The organism is Actinomycetospora chiangmaiensis DSM 45062 (assembly GCF_000379625.1).
In the GTDB taxonomy this organism is placed as follows: domain Bacteria; phylum Actinomycetota; class Actinomycetes; order Mycobacteriales; family Pseudonocardiaceae; genus Actinomycetospora; species Actinomycetospora chiangmaiensis.
Genome location: NZ_KB903217.1, coordinates 438,627 through 460,769 on the forward strand (window position 1 = coordinate 438,627; position 22,143 = coordinate 460,769).

Sequence of the window (22,143 nt, forward strand, 5' to 3'; positions counted from 1 at the left end):
GACGTCCTGGATGCATGAGCCGCGGGTGTGGATGGTCGGTGCGGCGGTGCTCTTCGGCGTCGCCGTGGTCCTGCTGCTGCTCGCCGCGGTGGCGGCCCGGCGCGCCCGCCGTCGGCGCCGCCACGCGGCAGCCGTCCCCGACCGAGCGGCCGTTCCCGACCAGGCGGCCGTTCCCGACGACGGGTCGCGGCGCCTGCTCGCGGCGCTCGTCGCCGACCCCGACGGGGCGGTCGCCGCGCTGCGGCGCGGGGACGAGCCGTGCGGAACGGCCATCGAGCTGCTCCGCGCCGGGGTCCCCGCGCCCGCCGTCGCCCGGTTGACCGGCATCGACGTGGCGGAGCTGGGCGACCTCGTGGCGGCCCGGCTCGGGGTGCTCGAGCCGGGCTGAGGGGACGAACGGGCCGTTCGTCACGCCGGACCGTGACGAACGGGCCGTTCGTCCGGCCGACCTAACCGACGACGCGCTGCAGGCGGGCCGAGGTGTGCGGCTGCATCTCCTGGCCCATCATCGCCCGCTCCTCGACGTAGAAGAGGTCGCCCTCGACGATGCCGTAGAGCCGGTTGGCGGCCTGGACGTCCTTGGCGGTGGCGGTGCGCACCGTGGCGTCGGTCGACAGCTCCCAGGACGTCTGCGTGCGGGCGCTGCCGTAGAAGATCTCGACGATCCCGGTGGCGTGGGCGAGGAGCAGCTCGATCGTGCCGTCGGGCTGCGGGCGCCAGAAGCCGGTCTCGCGGGCCGCCGGGCGGACCACGGCGCCGCCCGGGCCGTCGAGCAGCCAGGCGCGGGCCTCCCAGGACGCGAAGGGCCGGCCGTCGTGGGCCAGGGTGATCTGCTGGCCGAAGTGGAACGGGCCGTCGATCGTCGGGTAGACGACCTCGCCCTCCCCGCGCCACACCCCGACGAGCGGGAGGATCGGAAGCAGCGCGTCGTTCAGGTCCGGGCCCTGGCGCAGGTTCGCCGTGTCGTCCGGGATCGGCAGATCGGTCCACTGCGGGCGGTTGGCGCCACGGGTGAGCTCGGCGCGTTCCTCGGCGGCGCGGATGGCCTCGTTGCCGGCGAGGCCCTCGGGCACGTCCTCGCTCACGACGCACCTCCGGAGAGGTCGCGGGGAGCTTCGTCGCGGAAGAGCCGCCTCGTCAGGACGAGCGCGTAGGAGAGGATCCCGGCGCTGGTCGCGGCGAGGAGGACCGTGTAGACCCAGGCCACGCGACCACCCTAACGACGAACACCCGCCCCACCCGGGAGGGGCGGGACGGGTGTCGACGACGTCGTGGGGGTCAGCCCACGGGCACCTCGGTGGTGTAGAGCCCGGGGCCCTGCACTGCCACGTCGGCCTGGCCGTTGCCCGAGCGCGAGAGCGCCCGGACGGTCCAGCTGCCCGGCGCCGCGAAGAAGCGGTAGTCGCCGGTCGCGGACGACACGACCTCGGCGGTGAACTCGCCGGTGCCGTCGAGCAGGCGCACGTAGGCGCCGCCCACCGGCGACCCGCCGTTGGTCACCTTGCCGACCAGCACCGACTCCTTGGTGAGGTCGACCCCGGCCGGGATCTCGGCCGTCTGCTCAGGAGCTCCGCACATCAGGACTTCCCATCCCCGGTCTCGACCGGCACGCCCACGAGCGAGCCGTACTCGGTCCACGACCCGTCGTAGTTCTTGACGTCCGACTCGCCCAGCAGCTCGTGCAGGGCGAACCAGGTGTGCGACGACCGCTCGCCGATGCGGCAGTAGGCGATCGTGGGACGCGACGAGTCGAGGCCCTGCTCGGCGTAGAGCGCGCGCAGCTCGTCGTCGGACTTGAAGGTGCCGTCCTCGTTCGCGGCCTTCGACCACGGCACGTTGAGCGCCGAGGGGATGTGGCCGCCGCGCTGCGCCTGCTCCTGCGGGAGGTGCGCCGGCGCGAGCAGCTTGCCGGAGAACTCGTCGGGCGAGCGGACGTCGACCAGGTTCTTCGTCCCGATGGCGTCGACGGCCTCGTCGCGGAAGGCGCGGATCGAGAGGTCCTGCTCCTGCGCGGAGTAGGTCGTCTGCGGGCGCTCGGGGACGGCGGTGTCGAGCTTCCGGCCGTCGAGCTCCCACTTCTTGCGGCCACCGTCGAGCAGCTTCACGTCGGTGTGGCCGTAGAGCTTGAAGTACCAGTAGGCGTAGGCGGCGAACCAGTTGTTGTTCCCGCCGTAGAGCACCACGGTGTCGTCGTTGGAGATGCCCTTGGCCGAGAGCAGCTTCTCGAAGCCGGCCTTGTCGACGAAGTCGCGGCGGACCTGGTCCTGCAGCTCGGTCTTCCAGTCGATCCTGACGGCACCGGGGATGTGCCCGCCGTCGTAGGCACTGGTGTCCTCGTCGACCTCGACGAACACCACACCGGGAGCGTCGAGGTTCTCCTCGGCCCAGTCGGCGGTGACCAGGGCGTCCTGGCGGCTCATGAATGACTCCTCGTGCGGGATGGGAGCGGCACCCGCACGGCGCCGCTCTCGGTTGACTCTGGTCGAGAGACGTCGCGCCGGAGCCCCGGATCGGTCCGGAGCACGGTGGAGGAGACCTCAGGCGCGACGGGCGCCCGGACACAGGCTGCTGTCGACGCGGCACAGGTCCACTGCGCGTCGCCGTGTCAGGCCCTCGTCCACGGCGGCCACGTTACCGAAACGTCCCCGCCGCGGTCACCCTCGTCCGAGGTGGCGCTCGATCGCGGTGACGAGCGCGGCGCGTCGCGGCACGCCGTCGACCCGGAGCAGCTCCCGGCCGCGGCCGTCCACGAGCAGGGTGGTGGGGGTGCGGGCGACCCCGAGCAGGCGGACCAGTTCGGGCCGGCTCGCGAGGTCGACGTCGCGGTGCACCAGGCCGGGCAGCTCGGCGGCGACGTCGCCGAGCACGCTGCGGGTGTCGCGGCAGTGGGTGCAGAAGGCGGAGGAGATCTGCAGCAGCACCAGCCCGCCGTCGCGCGCGGTCAGGTCGGCGGGGAGCCGGGGGACGGGGATGTCACCGGTGCGGGCCGCGGGCGGCTCCGGGGCCCGGCGACGCCGCAGCAGCAGGCCCACCGCGAGCACGATCGCGCTGAGCGCGAGGATCACCAGCAGGGTGACGACGGCCGCCGTCATGCGCAGCTCCCCTCTCCGACGCCCGACCGCGGACCCGCCCGTCCACGACCGGCCCCCACGGTAGGCAGTCGGCCGGACGGCCCGCGCACGCGGGCTCCACGTGACATGCAACGCGCGCTGGGGTGACGGCGCGGTGAACGGGGTTAAGGTCTCCCTCACGACTGTGGAGGGAGATACGCGTGGAGCTCCTGCTGCTCACCGCCGACCCCGAACCGACGTCAGTGCTGCCGTCGTTGACCCTGCTACCCCACGGGCTGCGCACCGCAGCCCCCGAAGTGGCCGCCCTGCTCGACGCCGGGCCGCACGACGCCGTCCTCGTCGACGCGCGGCACGATCTCGCGGCCGCGCGCAGCCTGTGCCGTCTCCTCGGGTCCACCGGGCTCGACGTCCCGGTGATCGCCGTGCTCACCGAGGGCGGCCTCGTGGCGGTGTCGCTCGAGTGGGGGGTGGACGAGGTCCTGCTCCCCGGGGCGGGCCCGGCCGAGATCGACGCCCGGCTCCGGCTGCTGCGCGCCCGCCGCTCCACCGACGCGGCCGGCGGCGACGGCGCCCTGGTCCTCGGGGAACTCGTCATCGACGAGGCGACCTACACCGCCCGCCTGCGCGGTCGGCCGCTCGACCTGACCTACAAGGAGTTCGAGCTCCTCAAGTACCTCGCCCAGCACGCCGGCCGGGTGTTCACCCGGGCCCAGCTGCTGCAGGAGGTCTGGGGCTACGACTTCTTCGGCGGCACCCGCACGGTCGACGTCCACGTGCGGCGCCTGCGCGCGAAGCTCGGCGCCGAGCACGAGCAGCTCATCGGCACCGTGCGCAACGTCGGCTACAAGTTCGTCCGGCCGGTCCGCGGTGTGCTCGGCGGGGGTGACGCCGGGCGTGGCGGGCTCGCGCTCGAGGAGTCCGGCGACGACGAGGACCCCTCCGGGGCCTCCCGGGACGACCGCGCCGACCGGGCCGACGACCGGGTGGTGCGGCCCGCGGTCTGGGCCGGTCGCGGCTGAGCGGCGCGTAGCGTCTCGTCCGTGATCACCCCGCAGTGGATCGAGCCGACGGCGGCCGATCGGGAGGAGCTGGAGCGGTTCGCCGCCGACCTGGCGCACGCCGACGGCGTGGCGGCCTTCTCGGAGCCGACGTTGCTCGACCTCGCGACCCCGACCGGCCACGGCCGCCACCTCGTCGCGCGGGGTGACGACGGGGCCGTCATCGGGTGGGCGCACATCGACGAGTCCGATCCCGACGACGTCGTCGTCGAGCTGGGGGTGGCCCCGGCCGCCCGCCGGCACGGGGTGGGTCGCGCCCTCGCCGGGGCGCTCGCGGCCGACGACGACGCGCGCCCGGGCCGCATCCGGGTGTGGGCGCACGGCGACCGGACGGGCTCGGCGGACTTCGCGGGGGACTGGGGTCTGGTCCGCGAGCGCGAGCTGTGGATGATGCGCCGACCGTCCGGCGCCGGACCGTTGCCGGAGCAGCGTCCCGTCGAGGGCGTGTCGATCGTGGCGTTCGTGCCGGGCCGGGACGAGGACGACGTCGTGGCGGTCAACGCCCGCGCCTTCGCCTGGCACCCCGAGCAGGGCGCGATGACGGCGGACGACGTGCGCCGCCGCGAGCAGGAGCCGTGGTTCGACCCGGCGGGATTCCTTCTCGCGCGGGAGGACGCGACGGGGCGCCTGCTCGGCTTCCACTGGACCAAGCGCCATCCCGAGGGCCGGTCGGGCGACGACGGCCCGATCGGCGAGGTCTACGTGGTGGGCGTGGACCCGGACGCGCAGGGCCGCGGGCTGGGCCGGGCGCTGACCCTCGCCGGGCTGCACCACCTCGCGGGCCGCGGGCTCGACGAGGTGATCCTCTACGTCGAGGCCGACAACGTCCCGGCGGTCACCACCTACCGGCACCTGGGGTTCGAGGTCGACGCGGCGGACGTGTCCTACCGACTCCCGTCCTGATCGTCGTCGTCATCTCCCGGTCACCTGTCGGACATCCGGCGTCGACGGGTGAGCGTTCAACCACGCTCCGCGCAAACCCGCACGTGCTGTGACCAGCATCAACCCGTTCCGGTGACGTTCATGGGGGCTGTTCACCTCGCGTTCACCCGCTCACTGTCGGTCGTCCATCCCGGCTGCCTAATGTCCGCGTCCGGCCTTCGCGAGTCCGTGCGAGGGCTGAAATGCCCGGATCGTCGACGTGGCGGCGGGTCTTCGAGGACGAGACAGGAGATCTCTGTGAGGTTCCAGCGGCGCGCAGCGGCGGTCGGTCTGATCGCGGCCGGGGCGCTCCTGTTCAGCGCGTGCGGCAGCGACAACAACTCCGGCGGCGGGAGTGCCCCGCAGGCGACCGGCGTCACCTGCGGCGGCAAGCAGGCGCTGAAGGCCAGCGGGTCGACCGCCCAGGCCAACGCGATCACCGGCTTCGTCAACACCTTCGAGCAGACCTGCAACGGCCAGACGGTGAACTACACCGCGAGCGGCTCCGGCGCGGGCCGCAACGACTTCACCGGTGGCCAGACCGACTTCGCCGGCTCGGACGCGGCGCTGTCCTCCTCGGACCTGCCGAAGGCGCAGGCGCGCTGCAACTCGACGCCGCTGAACCTCCCGATGGTCTTCGGCCCGATCGCCATCGCCTACAACGTGCCGGGCGTGAGCGACCTCGCCCTCGACGGGCCCACGGCCGCCAAGATCTTCAACGGCACCGTCAAGACCTGGAACGACCCGGCCATCGCCGCGCTCAACCCGGGCAAGACGCTGCCGGCGAACCCGATCGTCGTGAACTTCCGTTCCGACGACTCCGGCACCACGCAGAACTTCCAGACCTACCTGAACGCCGCGTCGAACAACGCCTACGGCAAGCCGTCGACCCAGACGTTCAACGGCGGGGTCGGCGCCGGTGCCCGCGGTTCGCAGGGCGTCACCGACGCCACGAAGAACACCCAGTACTCGATCGGCTACATCGAGGCCTCGTTCGCGCAGAAGGCGCAGCTCCCGACGGCGGGGATCATCAACGCGGGCGGCGGCTCGCCGGTGGCGCTGTCCACGGACAACGTGGGCAAGGCCATCAACGCCGTGCAGGTCACCGGCCAGGGCAACGACCTGACCCTCGACCTGAACAGCCTCTACAAGACGACCACCCCGGGCGCCTACCCGATCGCGCTGGCGACCTACGAGATCGTCTGCTCCAAGTACGCCGACCCGCAGACCGGGACGGCCGTGAAGGCGTTCCTGCAGACGGCGCTGTCGCCGCAGGCCCAGGGCACGCTGACCTCGGGTGGCTACGTGCCGATCCCCGACGCCTTCAAGCAGCGCCTGAGCACCTCGATCAACTCGATCTCCTGATCACCGAGATCGACTGACGCGTGACCCCCGACGGCGACGAGGCGGAACCGAACACCGTGAGCGAACGCACCACACAGCGGGCCCCGTCGGACGATCCTGCGACCCAGGATCGTCCGGCCGGGTCGGCCACCATGTCCTCCGTGACCGACACCCAGCCCTCGACCACCGGCTCCTCCCGGACGACCTCCGGCGGGACCGGCGAGCGTGTGTTCCGTGCACTCACGACCGGTTCCGGTCTCGTCGTCGTCGTGGCGATCGCGCTGATCGGCCTGTTCCTGATCGTGCAGGCCGTCCCCTCGCTGCTCGCCAACAACGACAACTTCTTCACGAGCCCCGAGTTCAACACCACGGACGCGTCGAACCTGCGCTTCGGCATCCGCGACCTGCTCGCGGTCACGCTGCTGTCCTCGCTGCTCGCGCTCGTGATCGCCATGCCCATCGGCATGGGGATCGCGCTGTTCCTGACGCAGTACACGCCGAGCCGGCTCGCCCAGCCCTTCTCCTACGTGATCGGCCTGCTCGCGGCGGTCCCGTCGATCGTCTTCGGCCTCTGGGGCGTCCTCGTGCTCGCCCCGGCGATCGAGCCGATCGCGGCCTTCCTGCAGACCTACCTGGGCTGGATCTTCCTGTTCGCGCCCGGCAACCTGCCGGTGCTCACCGGCACGATCTTCACCGGCGGCATCGTCCTCGCGATCATGATCCTGCCGATCGTCACGGCGACCACCCGCGAGGTCTTCTCCCAGACCCCCCGCTTCCAGATCGAGGCGGCGCAGGCCCTCGGCGCCACGCGCTGGGAGGTCATCCGCATGGCCGTGCTGCCCTACGGCCGCAGCGGGTTCATCGCCGCCTCGATGCTCGGCCTCGGCCGTGCGCTCGGCGAGACGATCGCCGTGCTCCTCGTCATCCGAGCGGCGACCAGCCCCTCGCACCTGAGCCTGTTCGACGGCGGGTACACGTTCGCCTCGCTCATCGCCTCCGCGGCCTCGGAGTTCAGCCAGCCGCTGCCCACGGGTGCCTACATCTCGGCCGGCCTGGTGCTGTTCGTCCTGACCTTCGTGGTCAACGCGATGGCCCGTGTGGTCGCGGGCGGGAAGGTGAACGGCTGATGAGCGCCGCACTCGACGCCCCGGAGCGCCCGGCGGCCTCCGAGGCCTTCCGCGCCGTGTCCACCGCGCGCAAGGTGAAGAACCAGCTCGCGACGGTGCTCGTGACGCTGGCCTTCGTCATCGCCGTGATCCCGCTGGTGTGGCTCCTGGTCAGCGTGCTGATCAAGGGTTTCCCGGCCATCGTCTCGGTCGACTGGTGGACCAAGTCGCTGTCGGGCGTCACCCCCGACCAGGCCCGCGGCGGCGTCTACCACGCGATCGTCGGCACGCTGGTCCAGGCGCTGATCGCCGGGATCATCGCGGTGCCGGTCGGCATCTTCGCCGCGGTCTACCTGGTCGAGTACGGCCGCGGTCGGCTGGCCAGGATCACGAGCTTCATGGTCGACATCCTCTCCGGGGTGCCGTCGATCGTGGCCGCGCTGTTCATCTTCGCGCTGTTCATCTCGATCGGCGGTCTGTCGCAGAGCGGCTTCCTGGTCGGGCTCGCGCTGGTGCTGCTGATGCTCCCGGTGGTCATCCGCAACACCGAGGAGATGCTCCGACTCGTCCCCGACGAGCTGCGCGAGGCCTCCTACGCGCTGGGCATCCCGAAGTGGAAGACGATCCTGCGCATCGTGCTCCCGACGGCGCTGTCGGGCACCGTCACGGGCGTCATGCTGGCGTTCGCCCGCGTCATGGGCGAGACCGCCCCGGTGCTGGTGCTCGTCGGGTACGCCCGCGCGATCAACTTCGACCCGTTCGAGGGCAACCAGGCATCGCTGCCGCTGTTGATCTACACCGAGCTGTCGACGAACCCGTCGGCGGCCGGCCAGCTCCGCATCTGGGGTGGCGCCCTGACCCTGATCCTGATCGTCATGGTCTTCCAGCTCGCGGCCAGCCTCATCTCCCGTTACTCGGCGATCTCGAAGTAAGGACCATCGTGGCCAAGCGTCTCGACCTCAAGGACGTCGACATCTACTACGGCGACTTCCACGCCGTGCAGAACGTCAACCTGTCCGTCCCGCCGCGCAGCGTCACCTCGTTCATCGGTCCGTCGGGCTGCGGGAAGTCGACGGTGCTGCGGACGCTCAACCGCATGCACGAGGAGATCCCGGGCGCGCGCGTCGAGGGCGAGATCCAGCTCGACGGCGAGGACATCTACGCCCGCGGCTCCGACGCCGTGGCCGTGCGCCGCACCATCGGCATGGTGTTCCAGCGCCCGAACCCGTTCCCGACGATGTCCATCCGCGACAACGTGGTCGCCGGCCTGAAGCTGCAGGGCGTCCGGGACAAGAAGAAGCTCGACGAGGTCTGCGAGGCCTCGCTCAAGGGCGCGAACCTCTGGAAGGAGGTCTCCGGCCGGCTCGACAAGCCCGGCGGCGGCCTCTCCGGCGGTCAGCAGCAGCGGCTCTGCATCGCCCGGGCGATCGCGGTGCAGCCCGACGTGCTGCTCATGGACGAGCCCTGCTCCGCCCTGGACCCGATCTCCACGCTGGCGATCGAGGACCTGATCGGCGATCTCAAGAAGGACTACACGATCGTCATCGTCACCCACAACATGCAGCAGGCCGCGCGGGTGAGCGACCAGACGGCGTTCTTCAACCTCGAGGCCACCGGCAAGCCCGGGCACCTCGTGGAGATCGACGACACCGAGAAGATCTTCTCGAACCCGCAGGAGCGCGAGACCGAGGACTACATCTCGGGCCGCTTCGGCTGATCGTCCGCGGGAGACGGAGCGCTCAGGCGCAGCACGACGACGGGCCCTGCCGCACCTGGTGCGGCAGGGCCCGTCGTCGTGCAGGGGCCGGACAGGCACGAACGGGCCGTTCGTCACGGTCTCGCGTGACGAAGGGCCCGTTCGTCCGGAACGAGGGGGCGGCCGATCAGGCCAGCGGCGGGTCCGGCATCTTGCCGGTGACCATGAAGACGACGCGGCGGGCGACGGCGACCGCGTGGTCGGCGAAGCGCTCGTAGAAGCGGCCGAGCAGGGTCACGTCGACCGCGGGGGCGACGCCGTGCGGCCACTCCTTGGTCATCATCACCGTGAAGAGGTGGCGGTGGAGGTCGTCCATGGCGTCGTCGTCGGACTCCATGGTGAAGGCGAGCTCGATGTCGCGCTCGAGGATCACCCGGCGGGCGTCCTGGGCGAGGTCGAGCGCGACGCGGCCCATCTCGGCGAAGTACGGCGCGACCTCCTGCGGGAGCACGAGCTCCGGGTGGCGTCGGCGGGCGGCCTTCGCGACGTGCAGCGCCAGGTCGCCCATGCGCTCGAGGTCGCCGGCGGAGTGGATGGCCGCGATGACCGACCGCAGGTCGCCCGCGACGGGCGCCTGGAGGGCCAGCAGCCCGAACGCCTGGTCCTCGGCGGAGGTGCGCAGGGCGTCGATCTCGGTGTCGGAGGAGATGACCTCCTCGGCCAGGTCGAGGTCACCGTCCAGCAGTGCGCTCGTGGCCTTCTTCATGGCCTCGCCGGCCAACAGGGACATCTGGGCGAGCTCGTCGTTCAGCGACGAGAGCTTCTCGTGGTAGGCCGCGCGCATGGGCGCAGACTAGGCGGACGCCCGGTCGGCCACCCGTCGCCCGTATGAATCAGCGGTGAACGACGGGGAATGTGAGCTGGTCAACGGCAGGTGGCGTCGGCGGCGTTGACCAGCGCGGGGAGGGGCGCGGCGGGCACCGGGGCGGTCGGGTCGACGACCTTGCCGTCGAAGTCGTCGCCGAGCTCGAGGACGAGCGAGGCGGCCCCGCCGGCGCTCGGGGCGAGGGCCGCGGACGGCACGGCCTTCCGGAGGGTCGCCGCCGCGCCGGCCTGGTCCGGGGTGAAGCGGATCGTCGTACGGGCGTCGGTCGCGGCGGCCGCGCCCGAGCCGGAGACGGTGAACCCGTAGCCGCGCAGCGACCCCGCGACGGAACTCGCCGAGGGCCCCTGCTGCGCGACCGTGCGTGTCTCGCCGCCACGGCGGAAGCCGGAGCCGCTCCCGTCGCCGGAGCCGGCGTCCCCGGAGGCGCTGAGTTCGGTGCGGGCGGTGCCCGTGCCGCCGTCGCCGGAGGAGGCATCGGAGCGCGCGTCGACGAGCCGGAGCGCGACCCGATCCGCGGGCACGGGCGGCGCCGGGGGCGGTCCGGTCGGCGCCGCACCGGGCTGCCCCGGCAACGGGGTGTCGTTGATGATCGCGTCGAACAGGGTCCGGTCCTCGGCGACCCGGAGGACCTCGTTCCCGCGGGTGTTCGCGACGCCCGTCGTCGGCACCGTCGTGAAGGTGACCGTTCGCGCGTCCAGACCGGAGAGCGACTGGCCTAGCGACAGCAGCTGCGCGGCCTCGATGTTCTCGCCGTACGTGGAGCGGCCGACCGCGTCGACCAGGGCCCGCAGCTTCCCGACGTCGAGCAGCGTCCCCGCCGACAGCGCCTTGCGGAGCAGGGCCGACAGGAAGATCTGCTGACGGCCGATGCGGCCGTAGTCGCTGGTGGGGTCGCCGATGACGTGGCGGGCGCGCACGAAGTTGAGGGCCTGGTCGCCGGTCAGCACCGAGGTGCCGGCGCGGGGGATGACCGTCCCGAGCACGGTGTCCCGCATCGGCTTCTCGATGCAGATCGGCACGCCCTCGACGGCGTCGACCATGTCCTTGAAGCCCGAGAAGTCGACGCCGAGGAAGTGGTTCACGGCGAGCCCGGAGAGCTCCTGGACGACCTTCGTGACGCAGCGCGGCCCGCCGACCTGGTAGGCCGAGTTGAGCTTGACCTGCGGGGTGCGGGGGATCGTCTCGCCCGTGTAGGCCCCGGAGACCGAGTCCCAGCGCTCGCAGCTCGGCCGGTCGATCTCGAGGTCGCGGGGGAAGGACACCACCGTCATCCGGGCCCGGTTCGCCGGGACGTGCACGATCATGACCGTGTCCGACCGTGCGCCGGGGACGTCGGTCGCGTTGCCCACGTCCTCGCTCGGGGCAGCACCCACGCGCGTGTCGGAGCCGACGACGAGGAAGTTCTGGTCCCCCTCCTGCGCGGCCGGGTCGATGATCGCGGCCGACGTCGGGTCGAGGGCGCCGATCTTCCTGACGGCGGCCTCGAACCAGGACGTCGCGCCCCACGCGACCCCGCACACCAGGACGATGACCGTCGACATGGCGGCGGCGACCAGGCGCAGCGACCGCGCCCACGTCCAAGGCCCCACGCGGGTGCGCACCTGCTGCCCGACCCCCGCGAGCACCGCCGACGTGGCCGCGAACTCGGTGGCGCCCTCCCGGGCGGCCGGGACCACGACCGCCCGGGGTGCCCGCGTGGTGTCGCGAGCGGTACGTGGTGCAGGTTCCGCCGCGGTGGCTTCGCGAGAGTGACGTGGGGCAGGTTCCGCGGCCTGCGGGGCTGCCTGGTGTGCGTCTCGCGGCGGAACGGGTCGGACCGCGGCCGCTTGGGCGGCCGCCGCCGGGGCGGCCGGTGCCGGGGCCGGCGCGGCGGGTGCTGGTGCCGGCGCGTCCGGTGCTGGTGCCGGCGCGCCCGGTGCCGGGGCCGGCGCGGTGGGTGCTGGTGCGCGAGGGTTAGGGGAGGCAGGTTCCGGGGTCTGCGGGGCTGCCTGGTGCGCTTCTCGCGCCGGGGTGGGCCGCGCCGGCGCGGCGCCCGGAGTGCGCGGCTCCTCCGCGACGGCCGCGCTCTCGCTGGCGACGGCGGCCGCGACGAGGTCGCGCATCGGCTCGGTCTCGGCGGCGGCCCCGGCGGGGCGCAGGCTGCGGCGGCCGGGGCGCTTGCGGGCGAGCGGCACCATGGTGGGGACGGCGCCACCGCGGCGATCGGTCGGACCGTGCCCGACGACGACCCGGGTCGGCACCGAGGGCGGCCCGGTCCGGACCACGCCCGCTCCGGGCGACGGGACCGCGGGGACGCCGGGACCGGCGCCGCGCTCACGGTCGTCGGTCACGGGACCCCCGGGTGCTCAGGGACGGAGTGCCCGACCGGCGGACCGTCCGGGGTCCACGGATCGTATAGAGCCGCTCACCGGATGACGCGCGCGGGCATACTCTGCAGCATCACGGGAGGCAAGCGTCGTCACCCGATCGTGACGGAGACGGCCGGATCGGCCCACGGAGGTCCGCGCTCAGTGGGCGGGGCGACCCGATCGGGCGGGTCCGGCGACCGCCCGGGCGACGGCGGCGACCCCACGGCGTCCCGCGGCCGGTCCGGCCAGCCGCACGTGACCGGCCTCGTCGCGGAAGGCCACGGCGTTGCGCCCGGTGCGCTTCGCGACGTAGAGCAGCTCGTCGACGTGGTCGAGCAGGCCGTCGCAGGTCCCGCCCTCGTCGTCGGGGGAGAGGCAGGCCAGCCCGAAGCTCGCGGTGACACGGAGTTCCGGGGCGACGGCGGCCCAGTCGTGCGACTCGATGCGCGCGCGGACGGCCTCGCACAGCTCGACCGCGTCGGCGTCGGCCGGGCCGGGCAGGACGAGCGCGAACTCCTCGCCGCCGTAGCGGGCGCAGAAACCGTCGGGGACCCGGGCGTCGATCTCGGTGCGCATGAGGCCGACGAGCGCGCGCAGCACCGCGTCGCCGATGGCGTGCCCGTAGGTGTCGTTGACGAGCTTGAAGTGGTCGACGTCGACGAGGGCGACGCAGACCGTGCCGGACCCGCCGTCACGCAGGGTGGACAGCCGCTCGTCGAGATACCGGCGGTTCCAGGTCGCCGTCAGACTGTCGCGGCGGCTCTGCTCGCGTGCCTCGGCCCGTTCGCGTCGGAGACGATCGACTTCGCGGCGTAACTGCTCGGGCACGTGCACCGGGGGCGTGTCGCCGAGGTGCACGAGCGCCATCGCGGCGCGCAGGTGCTGGTAGGCGCGGCGCCAGTCGCCGCGGTCGGCGAGGACCTCCGCAGCCGCCTCGTGGGCGCGCGCCTGAGCGGCGCGGGCGGACCCGTCGTCCTGGGCGGCGGCGTCGAGACGGAGCGCCTCGTCGATCCCGACGATGGGCGCGGTGTCGAAGGTGCTGGCAGGAGGCTGGTTCGAGCCGGTCCCGGGGATCTCGGCGACCGGGGTGACCGCTGCTGTCGCAGCCACCCCCGCCGACACCCGGCCCGGCGATCCGCCGACCGTGGAGCCCCTCACGACCACCCGCCGCTCCCTCGAGTCCTCGCGCCCGTCCTGCCTCCAGTGTGCCGTGGATCGAAAGCTGTGCAACGTCCGCACCCCGCCCGCCAACCGAATCCACCGTCCGGTCGACGTGACTCTGCGTGGAGAATTCGGGCTGCTGCTCGTTCGGCCCCAGATTCCCGCACGACCGGGTGCTCAAGTTCGGGCGCCGTGACCGCTCGTACTGTCAAGTTTCAGTCAGCACACGGAGCGTAGCTGGTCACGTGCGTGTCCCGGATCACGAAGTGCTTCGAACCGACGTCCTCGCGGACCTCCGCGGTGCCCTGGCGGACGGTCACGGCCGCGGCCGCGACGTAGACGGCGCCCTCGGGTCGGCCGGTCTGGGGCAGTGTCGCGGGCGGTCGCCAGTCCGGGTCGGGTCGCAGGGTTCGGGCCACGAGCCGCGTGTCGAGCGTGAGCTGCCCGAAGCAGCGGTCGGGCGGGAACGGCACCCCGTCGGCCTGCGTGGCGCGCAGGAAGTCCGCCTGGGCGCGGGGGCCCGCCGTGGCGGCACGGTTCGAGGCGTCCACATAGGCGTCGATGAGCGCGCGGTCGGTCGTCGGGACCGCGGCCGCCCGGGGCGTCCCGGGCACGACCGTCCCGCAGCCGGCGAGACCCGCCGTCAGGACGACCGCGAGGACCACGCCGGCGGCGCGCACGCGGCTCAGCCGCCGGAGTGCATGACGTCCGCGCCGGCGGGCACGGTGGCGTCCTCGGGGTCGTCGAGCCAGCCCTCGGGCAGGGTCACGTGGCCCGGCGAGCCCTGTCGGCCGCGCGGGCCGTCGGCGTCGGGTGGGAACGGCTGGTCGGCCTCGAGGCGCGCGAGCAGCTCGTCGAGCCGCTCGAGTCCGTCGATCATGCCGAGCTCGCGGCGCACCTCGGACCCGACCGCGAAGCCGTGGAGGTACCAGGACATGTGCTTGCGGGAGTCGCGGACGCCCTTGCGCTCGCCGTGGTGGGCGATGAGCAGCTCGACGTGGCGGCGCATGACGCCGGCGACCTGGCCCAGTGTCGGCGGGGTCGGCCGCTCCCGGCCCGCGAACGCCGCCTCCAGCTCGCCGAACAGCCAGGGGCGCCCCAGGCAGCCCCGGCCGACGACGACGCCGTCGCACCCGGTCTTCTCGACCATGGCCAGCGCGTCGTCGGCGGCGAAGATGTCGCCGTTGCCGAGCACCGGGACCTCGGCGGGCACGGCCTCGCGCAGCTCGGCGATCCGGCTCCAGTCGGCCTGGCCGGAGTAGCGCTGGGCGGCGGTGCGGGCGTGCAGGGCGACCGCGGCGGCGCCCTCGGCGGCCGCGATGCGCCCGGCGTCGAGGAACGTGACGTGGTCGTCGTCGATGCCGATGCGCATCTTGACCGTCAGCGGCAGCGGACCGGCCGCCCGCACGGCGGTGCGCACGATCGACTCGAAGAGCCGCCGTTTGTAGGGCAGCGCGGCACCACCCCCGCGTCGGGTCACCTTCGGCACGGGGCAGCCGAAGTTCAGGTCGACGTGGTCGGCGAGGTCCTCGGCGACGATCCGTTCGACGGCGCGGCCGATCGTCACCGGGTCGACTCCGTAGAGCTGCATCGAGCGTGGCGACTCGTCGTCGTCGAACGCGATCATCTCGGCGGTGCCGGGGTGGCGTTCCACGAGCGCCCGCGCGGTGATCATCTCGCACACGTAGAGCCCGGCGCCCTGCTCGCGGCACAGACGGCGGAACGGCGGGTTCGTGACGCCGGCCATCGGCGCCAGCACGACCGGGGCGGCCAGCTCGTGCGGACCGATGCGGAGGGGCTTCACAATCCCCATTGTGCGCGCCGGGTCGGCCCGTCCCGGGCGAAGGGGTCCTTCGCCCGGGGAGGCGGGCCGTGGACGCCCCCGCCTGCTCGACCGCCCGGCGGCCGAGGGCGCCCGTCGCCCATTCATCCGGGCGACGGGGCCCTTCGGTCAGTCGGAGGTGAGCTTCTCGGCGCGGATCTCGTGGCCGGCGCTGGTGAGGCAGCGGCCGGTGGCGAGGTTGAACTTCCAGTTGTGGAGCGTGCAGGTGAGCACGTCGCCGTCGACGGCACCGAACTTCGACAGGTCGGCCGAGAGGTGCGGGCAGCGGGCCTGGACCTTCCAGCCGTCGAGCTCGATGTCGCGGCCGTCGTCGTTCGCGGCGTCGTACCAGTTCTCCACGTAGTCCATCCGCTCCTCGGACAGACACTTGAAGAACGTGTAGAGGTACTCGTTGTACTGGCCGACGCGGGTCGCGGCGAAGCGCACCGAGAGGAACAGCGAGTTCGACCAGTCGACCTCGCCGGTGTCGACGTTGGTCTGGACCAGGGTGGCCGGGATGGTCCAGCGGTAGCGGGCCTGCTCGCCGTCGTAGGTCCGGATCTCGCGGCCGGCGAAGTCGAAGGCCAGCGCGAGCGTCCCCTCCTCGTCGACGCCCGGGGTGTCGGCGGGCATGCCGGTGAGGTCCATGCGGACCACGCCGCCGATGCCGTCACACATGTGGTCGGCGCGCTTCATCAGCGGCTCGATCCACTCCTTGAGTTGGCGCAGGATGTCCGGCTGGGGCGCCGACCAGGCGGCCTTCTGCGCCGCGATCGTCGGGCGGGCGCGCTCGGCGAATTCCCGGAGGTAGTTCTCCTTGTCGATGAAGATGCGCTCGACCTCGGCGTCGGCCATCGGGTGCGTCAGGTTCCGGACGACGGGTCCCTCGATCTCCGCCGTCGTCCCCGGCAGCAGCAGGTGGCCCTGCTGCTGGGATCCGGCGGAGTTGCCCAGCTCGCGCATCCGACCGAGGAACTCCCACTGGTCGGTGAAGATCGACTGGCCCTCGACGCCGTCGTAGCCCAGGCCGTTCCAGCGGAAGAGTTCGTCGTCGAGGAAGCAGGGCGGACCCGCCGTCGGGAAGATGTTCGGGGCGCCGACCTCGCGGATGTAACGCATCGCGCGGTCCTCCTGCCCGATGCGCTTGCGGCGGGCGAACTCGCGCTTGGCGGCCTCGGGCAGCTCGTAGACCATCGGCCACCAGATCGCGCCGGAGAACTGCGTGAAGTGCGCGTCGTAGGCTCCGAACCCGAGGAGTTCGGGGATGTCGAGCGGGTGCGCGTCGTTCTGGTTGACCACCCGCGCGGTGCCGTCGTCGAGCGAGAGCGCCGAGTCGCCGATCGGGCCGTCGCCCGGGCCCTTGAGCGAGGTGATCATGATGCGCAGGCCGCCGTCGAGCTCGACCGGCTCGGAGGTGCGGGTGCGCACGAAGTGGCGGAAGCCGAGGTCGCGCAGCTCGTTCTCGAGCTCGTCGGTGGGGAAGTCGGGCAGCAGCACCCGCGCGTCCTTCGAGACGTTCTCGGCGAGGTTCTCGGCGTCGAAGTGGTCGCGGTGCAGGTGGGAGACGTAGAGGTAGTCGCACTGCCCGAGCGCGGCCCAGTCGAGCGCCGTGTTGTCGGGGAACGGGACCCACGACGCGAAGAACGTCGGGTTGGTCCACGGGTCGCACAGCACGCTGCCGCCCGTCGTCTCGAAGCGCATCCCGGCGTGTCCGGTTCCGGTGACCCGCACCAGCAGACCTCCTCCAGCTCGACAGCTGCTCCCGATTGTCCGCGTCGGCGCGACACGGGGGCCTCCCGGGTGGGGTATCCAGACCCCGTGACCCGACTCCCCGTCGACGGTGACCCGATCGCCGCCCTGCGAGCCGTCGCGTTCTACTACGAGCGTGAGCGGGCCGACACCTATCGGGTGAAGGCGTACCGCACGGCGGCCGACCGGTTGGCCGAACTGTCGCCGGACGAGGTCGCGGCCCGCGCCGCCGCCGGCACGCTCACCGATCTCAAAGGAGTGGGCAGGAAGACGGCGGGCGTGGTGGCCGAGGTGGTGGCGACGGGGACGTCGTCGGCGGTGGAAGAGCTCGCCGCGAAGCACTCCGAACCCGTCGCGGGTGGGGTCGGGCTCCGGGCGGCGCTGCGCGGCGACTGCCACACGCACTCCACCTGGTCCGACGGCGGGTCGGACATCCTCGAGATGGCCCGGACGGCCCGCGACCTCGGGCACGCCTGGATGGTGCTCACCGACCACTCGCAGAACCTGACCGTCGCGAACGGGCTGACGCCCGAGCGTCGTCGTCGGCAGTTCGACGTCATCGCGGCGGTCAACGAGGAGCTGGCGCCGTTCCGGCTGCTGCGCGGCATCGAGGTCGACATCCTCGAGGACGGGTCGATCGACGCGCCGGACGACCTGCTCGACGAACTCGACCTCGTCGTCGCGAGCGTGCACTCGAAGCTCCGCTCGCCGAGCGAGGAGATGACGGCGCGGATGGTGTGCGGGGTGTCGAACCCGTACGTCGACGTGCTCGGCCACTGCACCGGGCGGCTCGTCACGGGCGGCCGGGGCACGCGGCCGCCGTCGACGTTCGACGCCGAGGCCGTGTTCGAGGCGTGCCTGGAGAACGGCGTCGCCGTGGAGATCAACTCACGTCCGGAACGGCTCGACCCGCCGCGGGATCTCCTCCGCCAGGCGCTCGAGGCGGGGTGCGAGTTCGTGGTCGACACCGACGCCCACGCGCCCGGCCAACTGGACTGGCAGCCCTACGGCTGCGAGCGGGCGGAAGAGTGCGAGGTACCGGTCGACAAGATCGTGAACACGCGGGGCGTCGACGACCTCCTCGCGTGGCGAACCCGCCTCTGACCTGCGCGGATGAAGTCGTTTGCGGATCAGCGGATCCGCGCTTAGCGTGGTGGGTACATGGGAGAGGAGGTGGTCCGACGTTGATGAACGACAGGACTCGTGAGGTGTCCGTCAGCTAGCCGACGTCAGGTCGTGGATTGACCGGCTCCCCCTCCGCGAGGGCGGACACGTCAGCTGGTGAATTCCCGACGGACACCGGACCCCCGGAGCGCTCGGAGTTGTCCATCCGAGCCCCTCGAACGCCGTTCGAGGGAAGCATGCTCCGGGGGTTTTCCATGTGCGCTTCGCGCTCGTGAGCACTTTCGGTGGCCATGGCGACTGAAAGTGCTCACGGGTGTTCACAGCGCGGCGTGGCGCGCGTGCCCACCCGTCGTCGGGAACGGTATGGCGTCGCCCTCCCGACGACGGCGGCGGCCGCCGGTGCCGGCGATGGCCGGGGTGTCCCCGGTCGGCGGGGCGTCGTAGGAGTACGGCGCCTCGGCACGCCGGCGGGGGCGCTCCGGGCGCGCCGACCCCGGCACGACCGGACCGTGCGGGCCGGTGCCCGGCAGGTTGCCCTGCCCGACCCACTGCGCCTCCTGCGCGACCCGGTAGGTCTGGCAGGGCCACGACGCGGTCCGCCCCGCCGTGTCGCGGCAGCCGCCGCAGCGTCCGGCGGCGTCGGGCACGTGCTCGGCCAGGACCCGGCGGACCAGGTCGGGCATCTCGGACATGACCAGGGCCATCGACATCGCGTGGCCTCCTAACGCGTTTACGGGAGGATCTGGACCTCGTCGTTGACCTGCAGGAAGTCGAAGAACGCCTTGGAGTCGTCGTCGCCGAGGTGCACGCACCCGGCGGAGGCACGCTGCAGGCTGCCGCCGTGGAAGGCGTCGCCCGGCGCGAAGAACACCGAGTACGGCATCGGCGCCTGGTTGTACTCGCGCGAGTGGTGGTACTGGTCCTTCCACATCACGTGGAAGACGCCGGTCGGGGTCTCGTTCCCCGGCCCACCCGTCGTCACCGGGACCGGACCGCGGACCAGCGTCCCCTTGCCGTCGCCGATCCACGCCTTCTGCTGCGAGATGCTCACGCAGGCCTTCGCGGTGACCGCGCAGGGCGGCGCTCCGGCGGCCGGGGCGGCGAGGGCGGGCACGGCCGCCGACAGCACCCCGACGCCGATGACGGCGGCGGCGAGTGCCGTCCGGACGAGACGACGGCGCTCGGAGTGCTCCTGATGACGACCCAACTCGTGTCCTTTCCCGACGGTCGTAGGGCGTTGCGGGGGCGACCATACGTCTCGGTCATGTCACCGATCGCGATCGGTACGGTCACGCAGAGTTGTGTGACGCTTTGATGCATCCGAGCGGCCGCGACCCGTCTGACCTGCGACGACAGCCGTGATTCGTGCCGTCGTGAGCCTGCTCTCCGCCGAAGGGTGCACGGGTCGTGGTGCTCAGGTGGAGGAGGCGGGGGCGACCTGCGTGCGGTGTCCGGATCCCCCTTCCCGACGTCGGGTCGGTGCCGGCGCCGAGCGGGGCGGCGAGTGCGCCCAGTGGGCGAACGGTGCCGTAGTGGACTACGGCAGACACCGGCCCGGCCGCGTCGGACGCTGAGTCCTGCGAACGAGGGGGTCGTGATGAGGCGTGTCGAGATCGGCGTGGTCGTGTTGGCGGTGCTGGGGCTGCTGGACGTCCTGAGTCCGTGGCTGACTCCGGCGCCACCCCAGGCGCCGCCCTTCGTGGACGCTCTCTCCATCGTGCTCGGCGTCCTGACGTGGTTGTTCCTCGCGGTGTGGGGGTTCCGCCGCTCCCGGGGCGCGCTGTGGGGCGCGGTCGTCGTCCGCGTGCTCTCGGCGCTGCAGGTGGTGCCCGCGTTCCTCGACGGCGTGTCCGGGGGCATCCTCGTGACCGGGGTGGTCCTCCTCGTCGCGACCCTGATCGGGATCGTGCTGGTCGCCCCGGCGTTGGGGCGCTCCCGGGCGGGGCGTGCCGCCGCGGATGCGTGAACGGCTCCTCCGACGCGTGGGGTGACACGGATCGGCCACCGACCTGTGGTCGGGACGGGTCGAGCAGCTGTGCCGACCGCACGCCGTCCCAGCTAGGCTCGCGACCAGCGGGCCTCTAGCTCAATGGGCAGAGCATCGGACTTTTAATCCGCTGGTTGTGGGTTCGAGTCCCACGGGGCCCACCGGCTGCTCACCGCGGGTGGAAGCGGTCGCGGTAGCCGTCCCAGCTCCAGCGCCGGAGGAACGTCTCGGCCGCGAGCTCGCCGCTCTCCGTCAGCTCGTCCCGCGCCCGGCGGTCGAGCCAGAAGTCGACGGCTCCGACCGATCTCGTGTCGGCCCGGAAGACGCGTTCGGCGTTGCGGGGCTCGGCGAGGTAGGTCTGGTCATTCCCGACGACGGCGGTGACGACGCTGGAGACCAGGACCCCGAGCGCTCCGCACCGGGGAACGGGCAGGCCCGGGACGAGCGTGTCGACGGCACGCGGCAGGTCCTCGATCACGCCGGCGCCGAGCGTCGGCCACCGTGGCTGCTGTCCGTCCTGCCGGTCGAACATCTGCACCGGGAAGTTGCTCATCACACCGCCGTCGACGACCTCGTACGTCTCACCACCGGCGCCGGACATCCTGACCGGTCGGAAGAACACCGGGATCGACAGCGACATGCGCACCGCGTCGGCGACGAGCTGCTCGGCGGGGTCGACCGCGAACGCCGTCCGGTAGTCCCAGGGCAGGCGCAGGCCCTGCCCGCGGGTGATGTCGGTGGCGGTGACGACGAGTCGGTAGCCACGGTCGCCGCGCAGGAACGGGTCGCCGAGATCGTCGGGCGCGAGGACGAGGTCCGCGAACGTGCGGACACCCTTCGCGGCGAGTTTCCCGGCGACCCAGTCCCGGATGTAGTCGCCCCGGTACAGGCCCGACGTCGTCACGAGTCCGGCGAGCGCGCCGAGCACGGGGACGGGAAGGACCGGGTCGGGGACGCGGTCGTAGCGCAACTCGCCCATCGCTTCCCGCAGCTCCTCGCGGGAGTAGCCGGCGGCGATCAGGGCGGCCACGATCGCGCCCGCCGACGTGCCGCCCACCCGCCGGACCTCGAAGCGCTCCAGCAGCCGGTCGACCGCGCCGACCAACGCGATCCCCTTCACCCCGCCGCCCTGGAGGACGAGGTCGATCGGGTCCTTCGCCGCACCCACGTCGGGGTCACCCACCCTTCGGCTGCCGCCACTGGTTCGCGCGGCGCCCCACGGCGGCCTCGCTGACGGTCTGATCGATCCGGCGCGTCCGCGTCGGGGCGGTCCTCGCAGCCTGGATCCACTCCAGGATCGCGCGACGGGCGGAGCGCGGGAAGCCTTCCCACTGCGAGCGCGCCGTGGGGACGGCGTCGAGCGCCGCCCGCAGGTCGTCCGGCTCGGTGAGGTTCTCGACGGCGTCGAGTGCGGTCCACGTGCCGTCGGCGCGGGCCCGCTCCACCGCCGCCAGACCGGCCGGGAGCATCAGGCCGGCGGCCGTCAGGCGCTCGACGCGTTCCTTGTTCACCCGCGACCAGTTGCTGCCCGGCCGCCGCGGGGTCAGCAGCCGGCGACTGCGACCCTCGTCGACGGTGCGCGGCTGACTGTCGACCCAGCCGACGCACAGCGCCTCGTCGACGATCTCGTCGTAGGTCAGGGCGGGGCCGTGGCCCTTCTTCCAGGTGACCAGCCAGATTCCCGAGCTCGTGGCGTGGTGCTCGGCGAGCCAGGCCCGCCACTGCTCGCGGGACTCCACCTGCACGCGGGGGAGGTCCTCGGTCATGGCAGGTCGGGGCCGCGGGCGGCGACGAGGATCGGCACGGACCGGGTGCGTGCCGTGGGGTCGACAGTCACGGGTCAGAGGATCGCGAGTCCGACCGGTCCGG

Annotated in this window: 25 protein-coding genes and 1 tRNA gene; 10 read left to right on the plus strand and 16 right to left on the minus strand. The window is 72.6% G+C overall.

The annotated features are described in order from the left end of the window. The first annotated feature begins 10 nt into the window (after positions 1-10). Positions 11-388: a hypothetical protein gene (locus tag A3CO_RS0102160; RefSeq protein ID WP_157646932.1), complete on the plus strand. Its 378-nt coding sequence runs from the start codon at positions 11-13 to the stop codon at positions 386-388. Between the two features lie 61 nt (positions 389-449). Here A3CO_RS0102160 and A3CO_RS0102165 read toward each other — a convergent pair whose 3' ends face one another. The 6 genes from A3CO_RS0102165 to A3CO_RS0102185 all read right to left on the minus strand — a co-directional run bounded on the left by A3CO_RS0102165 (position 450) and on the right by A3CO_RS0102185 (position 3,092). Beyond that, positions 450-1,085 carry a heme-binding beta-barrel domain-containing protein gene (locus A3CO_RS0102165; RefSeq protein ID WP_018330589.1) on the minus strand — a complete coding sequence of 212 codons (636 nt, stop codon included), beginning with the start codon at positions 1,083-1,085 and terminating at the stop codon, positions 450-452. Beyond that, positions 1,082-1,207 carry a hypothetical protein gene (locus A3CO_RS39915; RefSeq protein WP_018330590.1) on the minus strand — a complete coding sequence of 42 codons (126 nt, stop codon included), beginning with the start codon at positions 1,205-1,207 and terminating at the stop codon, positions 1,082-1,084. Before A3CO_RS39915 ends, A3CO_RS0102165 begins: the two co-directional genes overlap by 4 nt. 71 nt (positions 1,208-1,278) lie before the next feature. Beyond that, positions 1,279-1,578 (minus strand): DUF1416 domain-containing protein, encoded by a 300-nt coding sequence (locus A3CO_RS0102175; RefSeq protein WP_018330591.1) that lies wholly within the window; start codon positions 1,576-1,578, stop codon positions 1,279-1,281. Then, positions 1,578-2,420 carry a sulfurtransferase gene (locus A3CO_RS0102180; protein WP_018330592.1) on the minus strand — a complete coding sequence of 281 codons (843 nt, stop codon included), beginning with the start codon at positions 2,418-2,420 and terminating at the stop codon, positions 1,578-1,580. Before A3CO_RS0102180 ends, A3CO_RS0102175 begins: the two co-directional genes overlap by 1 nt. Before the next feature lie 117 nt (positions 2,421-2,537). Beyond that, a complete protein-coding gene (locus A3CO_RS40295) occupies positions 2,538-2,630 on the minus strand; it encodes a putative leader peptide (protein WP_425393399.1) in 93 nt (30 codons plus the stop codon). Positions 2,631-2,654: 24 nt separating this feature from the next. Beyond that, a complete protein-coding gene (locus A3CO_RS0102185) occupies positions 2,655-3,092 on the minus strand; it encodes a TlpA family protein disulfide reductase (protein WP_018330593.1) in 438 nt (145 codons plus the stop codon). Between the two features lie 173 nt (positions 3,093-3,265). Between A3CO_RS0102185 and A3CO_RS29645 the strand changes: the two genes are divergently transcribed. The 6 genes from A3CO_RS29645 (at position 3,266) to pstB (ending at position 9,217) form a co-directional block, all read left to right on the plus strand. Beyond that, on the plus strand, positions 3,266-4,090 hold the full coding sequence (locus A3CO_RS29645; RefSeq protein ID WP_211214383.1) for a winged helix-turn-helix transcriptional regulator: 825 nt from the start codon (positions 3,266-3,268) through the stop codon (positions 4,088-4,090). Between the two features lie 39 nt (positions 4,091-4,129). Beyond that, positions 4,130-5,032, plus strand: a complete 903-nt coding sequence (gene mshD / locus A3CO_RS0102195; protein WP_084681549.1) for a mycothiol synthase — start codon at positions 4,130-4,132, stop codon at positions 5,030-5,032. 276 nt (positions 5,033-5,308) lie between these two features. Continuing rightward, entirely contained in the window at positions 5,309-6,415 is a 1,107-nt protein-coding gene (pstS, locus tag A3CO_RS0102200; RefSeq protein ID WP_018330596.1) for a phosphate ABC transporter substrate-binding protein PstS, read from the plus strand. Positions 6,416-6,435: 20 nt separating this feature from the next. Then, on the plus strand, positions 6,436-7,521 hold the full coding sequence (pstC, locus tag A3CO_RS0102205; protein ID WP_018330597.1) for a phosphate ABC transporter permease subunit PstC: 1,086 nt from the start codon (positions 6,436-6,438) through the stop codon (positions 7,519-7,521). After that, positions 7,521-8,432: a phosphate ABC transporter permease PstA gene (gene pstA / locus A3CO_RS0102210; protein WP_018330598.1), complete on the plus strand. Its 912-nt coding sequence runs from the start codon at positions 7,521-7,523 to the stop codon at positions 8,430-8,432. The genes pstC and pstA overlap by 1 nt, the downstream gene beginning before the upstream one ends. 8 nt (positions 8,433-8,440) lie before the next feature. Then, complete coding sequence (pstB, locus tag A3CO_RS0102215) at positions 8,441-9,217, plus strand: phosphate ABC transporter ATP-binding protein PstB (protein ID WP_018330599.1); 777 nt, start codon at positions 8,441-8,443, stop codon at positions 9,215-9,217. 166 nt (positions 9,218-9,383) lie between these two features. Here the strand turns inward: pstB and phoU are convergent, their stop codons facing one another. From phoU to A3CO_RS0102250, 6 genes are all read right to left on the minus strand, one after another. Then, entirely contained in the window at positions 9,384-10,040 is a 657-nt protein-coding gene (gene phoU / locus A3CO_RS0102220) for a phosphate signaling complex protein PhoU (protein ID WP_018330600.1), read from the minus strand. Positions 10,041-10,120: 80 nt separating this feature from the next. Continuing rightward, positions 10,121-11,758: an LCP family protein gene (locus A3CO_RS29650; protein ID WP_018330601.1), complete on the minus strand. Its 1,638-nt coding sequence runs from the start codon at positions 11,756-11,758 to the stop codon at positions 10,121-10,123. Between the two features lie 831 nt (positions 11,759-12,589). Then, the gene (locus A3CO_RS29655) at positions 12,590-13,540 is read right to left on the minus strand and encodes a GGDEF domain-containing protein (RefSeq protein WP_245561408.1); all 951 of its coding nucleotides are present in this window, start codon (positions 13,538-13,540) and stop codon (positions 12,590-12,592) included. 266 nt (positions 13,541-13,806) lie between these two features. Next, positions 13,807-14,271, minus strand: coding sequence for a hypothetical protein (locus A3CO_RS29660; protein ID WP_018330604.1), 465 nt, complete (start codon positions 14,269-14,271; stop codon positions 13,807-13,809). A gap of 5 nt (positions 14,272-14,276) precedes the next feature. Continuing rightward, entirely contained in the window at positions 14,277-15,404 is a 1,128-nt protein-coding gene (gene dusB, locus A3CO_RS0102245) for a tRNA dihydrouridine synthase DusB (RefSeq protein ID WP_026204208.1), read from the minus strand. A 138-nt stretch (positions 15,405-15,542) separates the two neighbouring features. Continuing rightward, positions 15,543-17,144: a Rieske 2Fe-2S domain-containing protein gene (locus tag A3CO_RS0102250; RefSeq protein ID WP_018330606.1), complete on the minus strand. Its 1,602-nt coding sequence runs from the start codon at positions 17,142-17,144 to the stop codon at positions 15,543-15,545. Between the two features lie 87 nt (positions 17,145-17,231). Between A3CO_RS0102250 and A3CO_RS0102255 the strand changes: the two genes are divergently transcribed. Next, a complete protein-coding gene (locus tag A3CO_RS0102255) occupies positions 17,232-18,266 on the plus strand; it encodes a PHP domain-containing protein (RefSeq protein ID WP_018330607.1) in 1,035 nt (344 codons plus the stop codon). A gap of 338 nt (positions 18,267-18,604) precedes the next feature. Here the strand turns inward: A3CO_RS0102255 and A3CO_RS35220 are convergent, their stop codons facing one another. Then, positions 18,605-18,997, minus strand: a complete 393-nt coding sequence (locus A3CO_RS35220) for a hypothetical protein (RefSeq protein ID WP_018330608.1) — start codon at positions 18,995-18,997, stop codon at positions 18,605-18,607. Positions 18,998-19,017: 20 nt separating this feature from the next. Further along, positions 19,018-19,494 (minus strand): L,D-transpeptidase, encoded by a 477-nt coding sequence (locus A3CO_RS0102265; RefSeq protein WP_018330609.1) that lies wholly within the window; start codon positions 19,492-19,494, stop codon positions 19,018-19,020. 390 nt (positions 19,495-19,884) lie between these two features. Here A3CO_RS0102265 and A3CO_RS29670 point away from each other — a divergent pair, with 390 nt between their 5' ends. Continuing rightward, positions 19,885-20,253, plus strand: coding sequence for a hypothetical protein (locus A3CO_RS29670; RefSeq protein ID WP_051085797.1), 369 nt, complete (start codon positions 19,885-19,887; stop codon positions 20,251-20,253). Between the two features lie 109 nt (positions 20,254-20,362). Then, positions 20,363-20,435: transfer RNA gene (locus tag A3CO_RS0102275), tRNA-Lys, on the plus strand. A gap of 8 nt (positions 20,436-20,443) precedes the next feature. Here A3CO_RS0102275 and A3CO_RS0102280 read toward each other — a convergent pair. Both A3CO_RS0102280 and A3CO_RS0102285 read right to left on the minus strand, forming a co-directional pair. Next, a complete protein-coding gene (locus A3CO_RS0102280) occupies positions 20,444-21,457 on the minus strand; it encodes a patatin-like phospholipase family protein (protein WP_018330611.1) in 1,014 nt (337 codons plus the stop codon). Next, entirely contained in the window at positions 21,450-22,040 is a 591-nt protein-coding gene (locus tag A3CO_RS0102285) for a YdeI/OmpD-associated family protein (protein ID WP_018330612.1), read from the minus strand. The genes A3CO_RS0102280 and A3CO_RS0102285 overlap by 8 nt, the downstream gene beginning before the upstream one ends. Positions 22,041-22,143 lie beyond the last annotated feature (103 nt).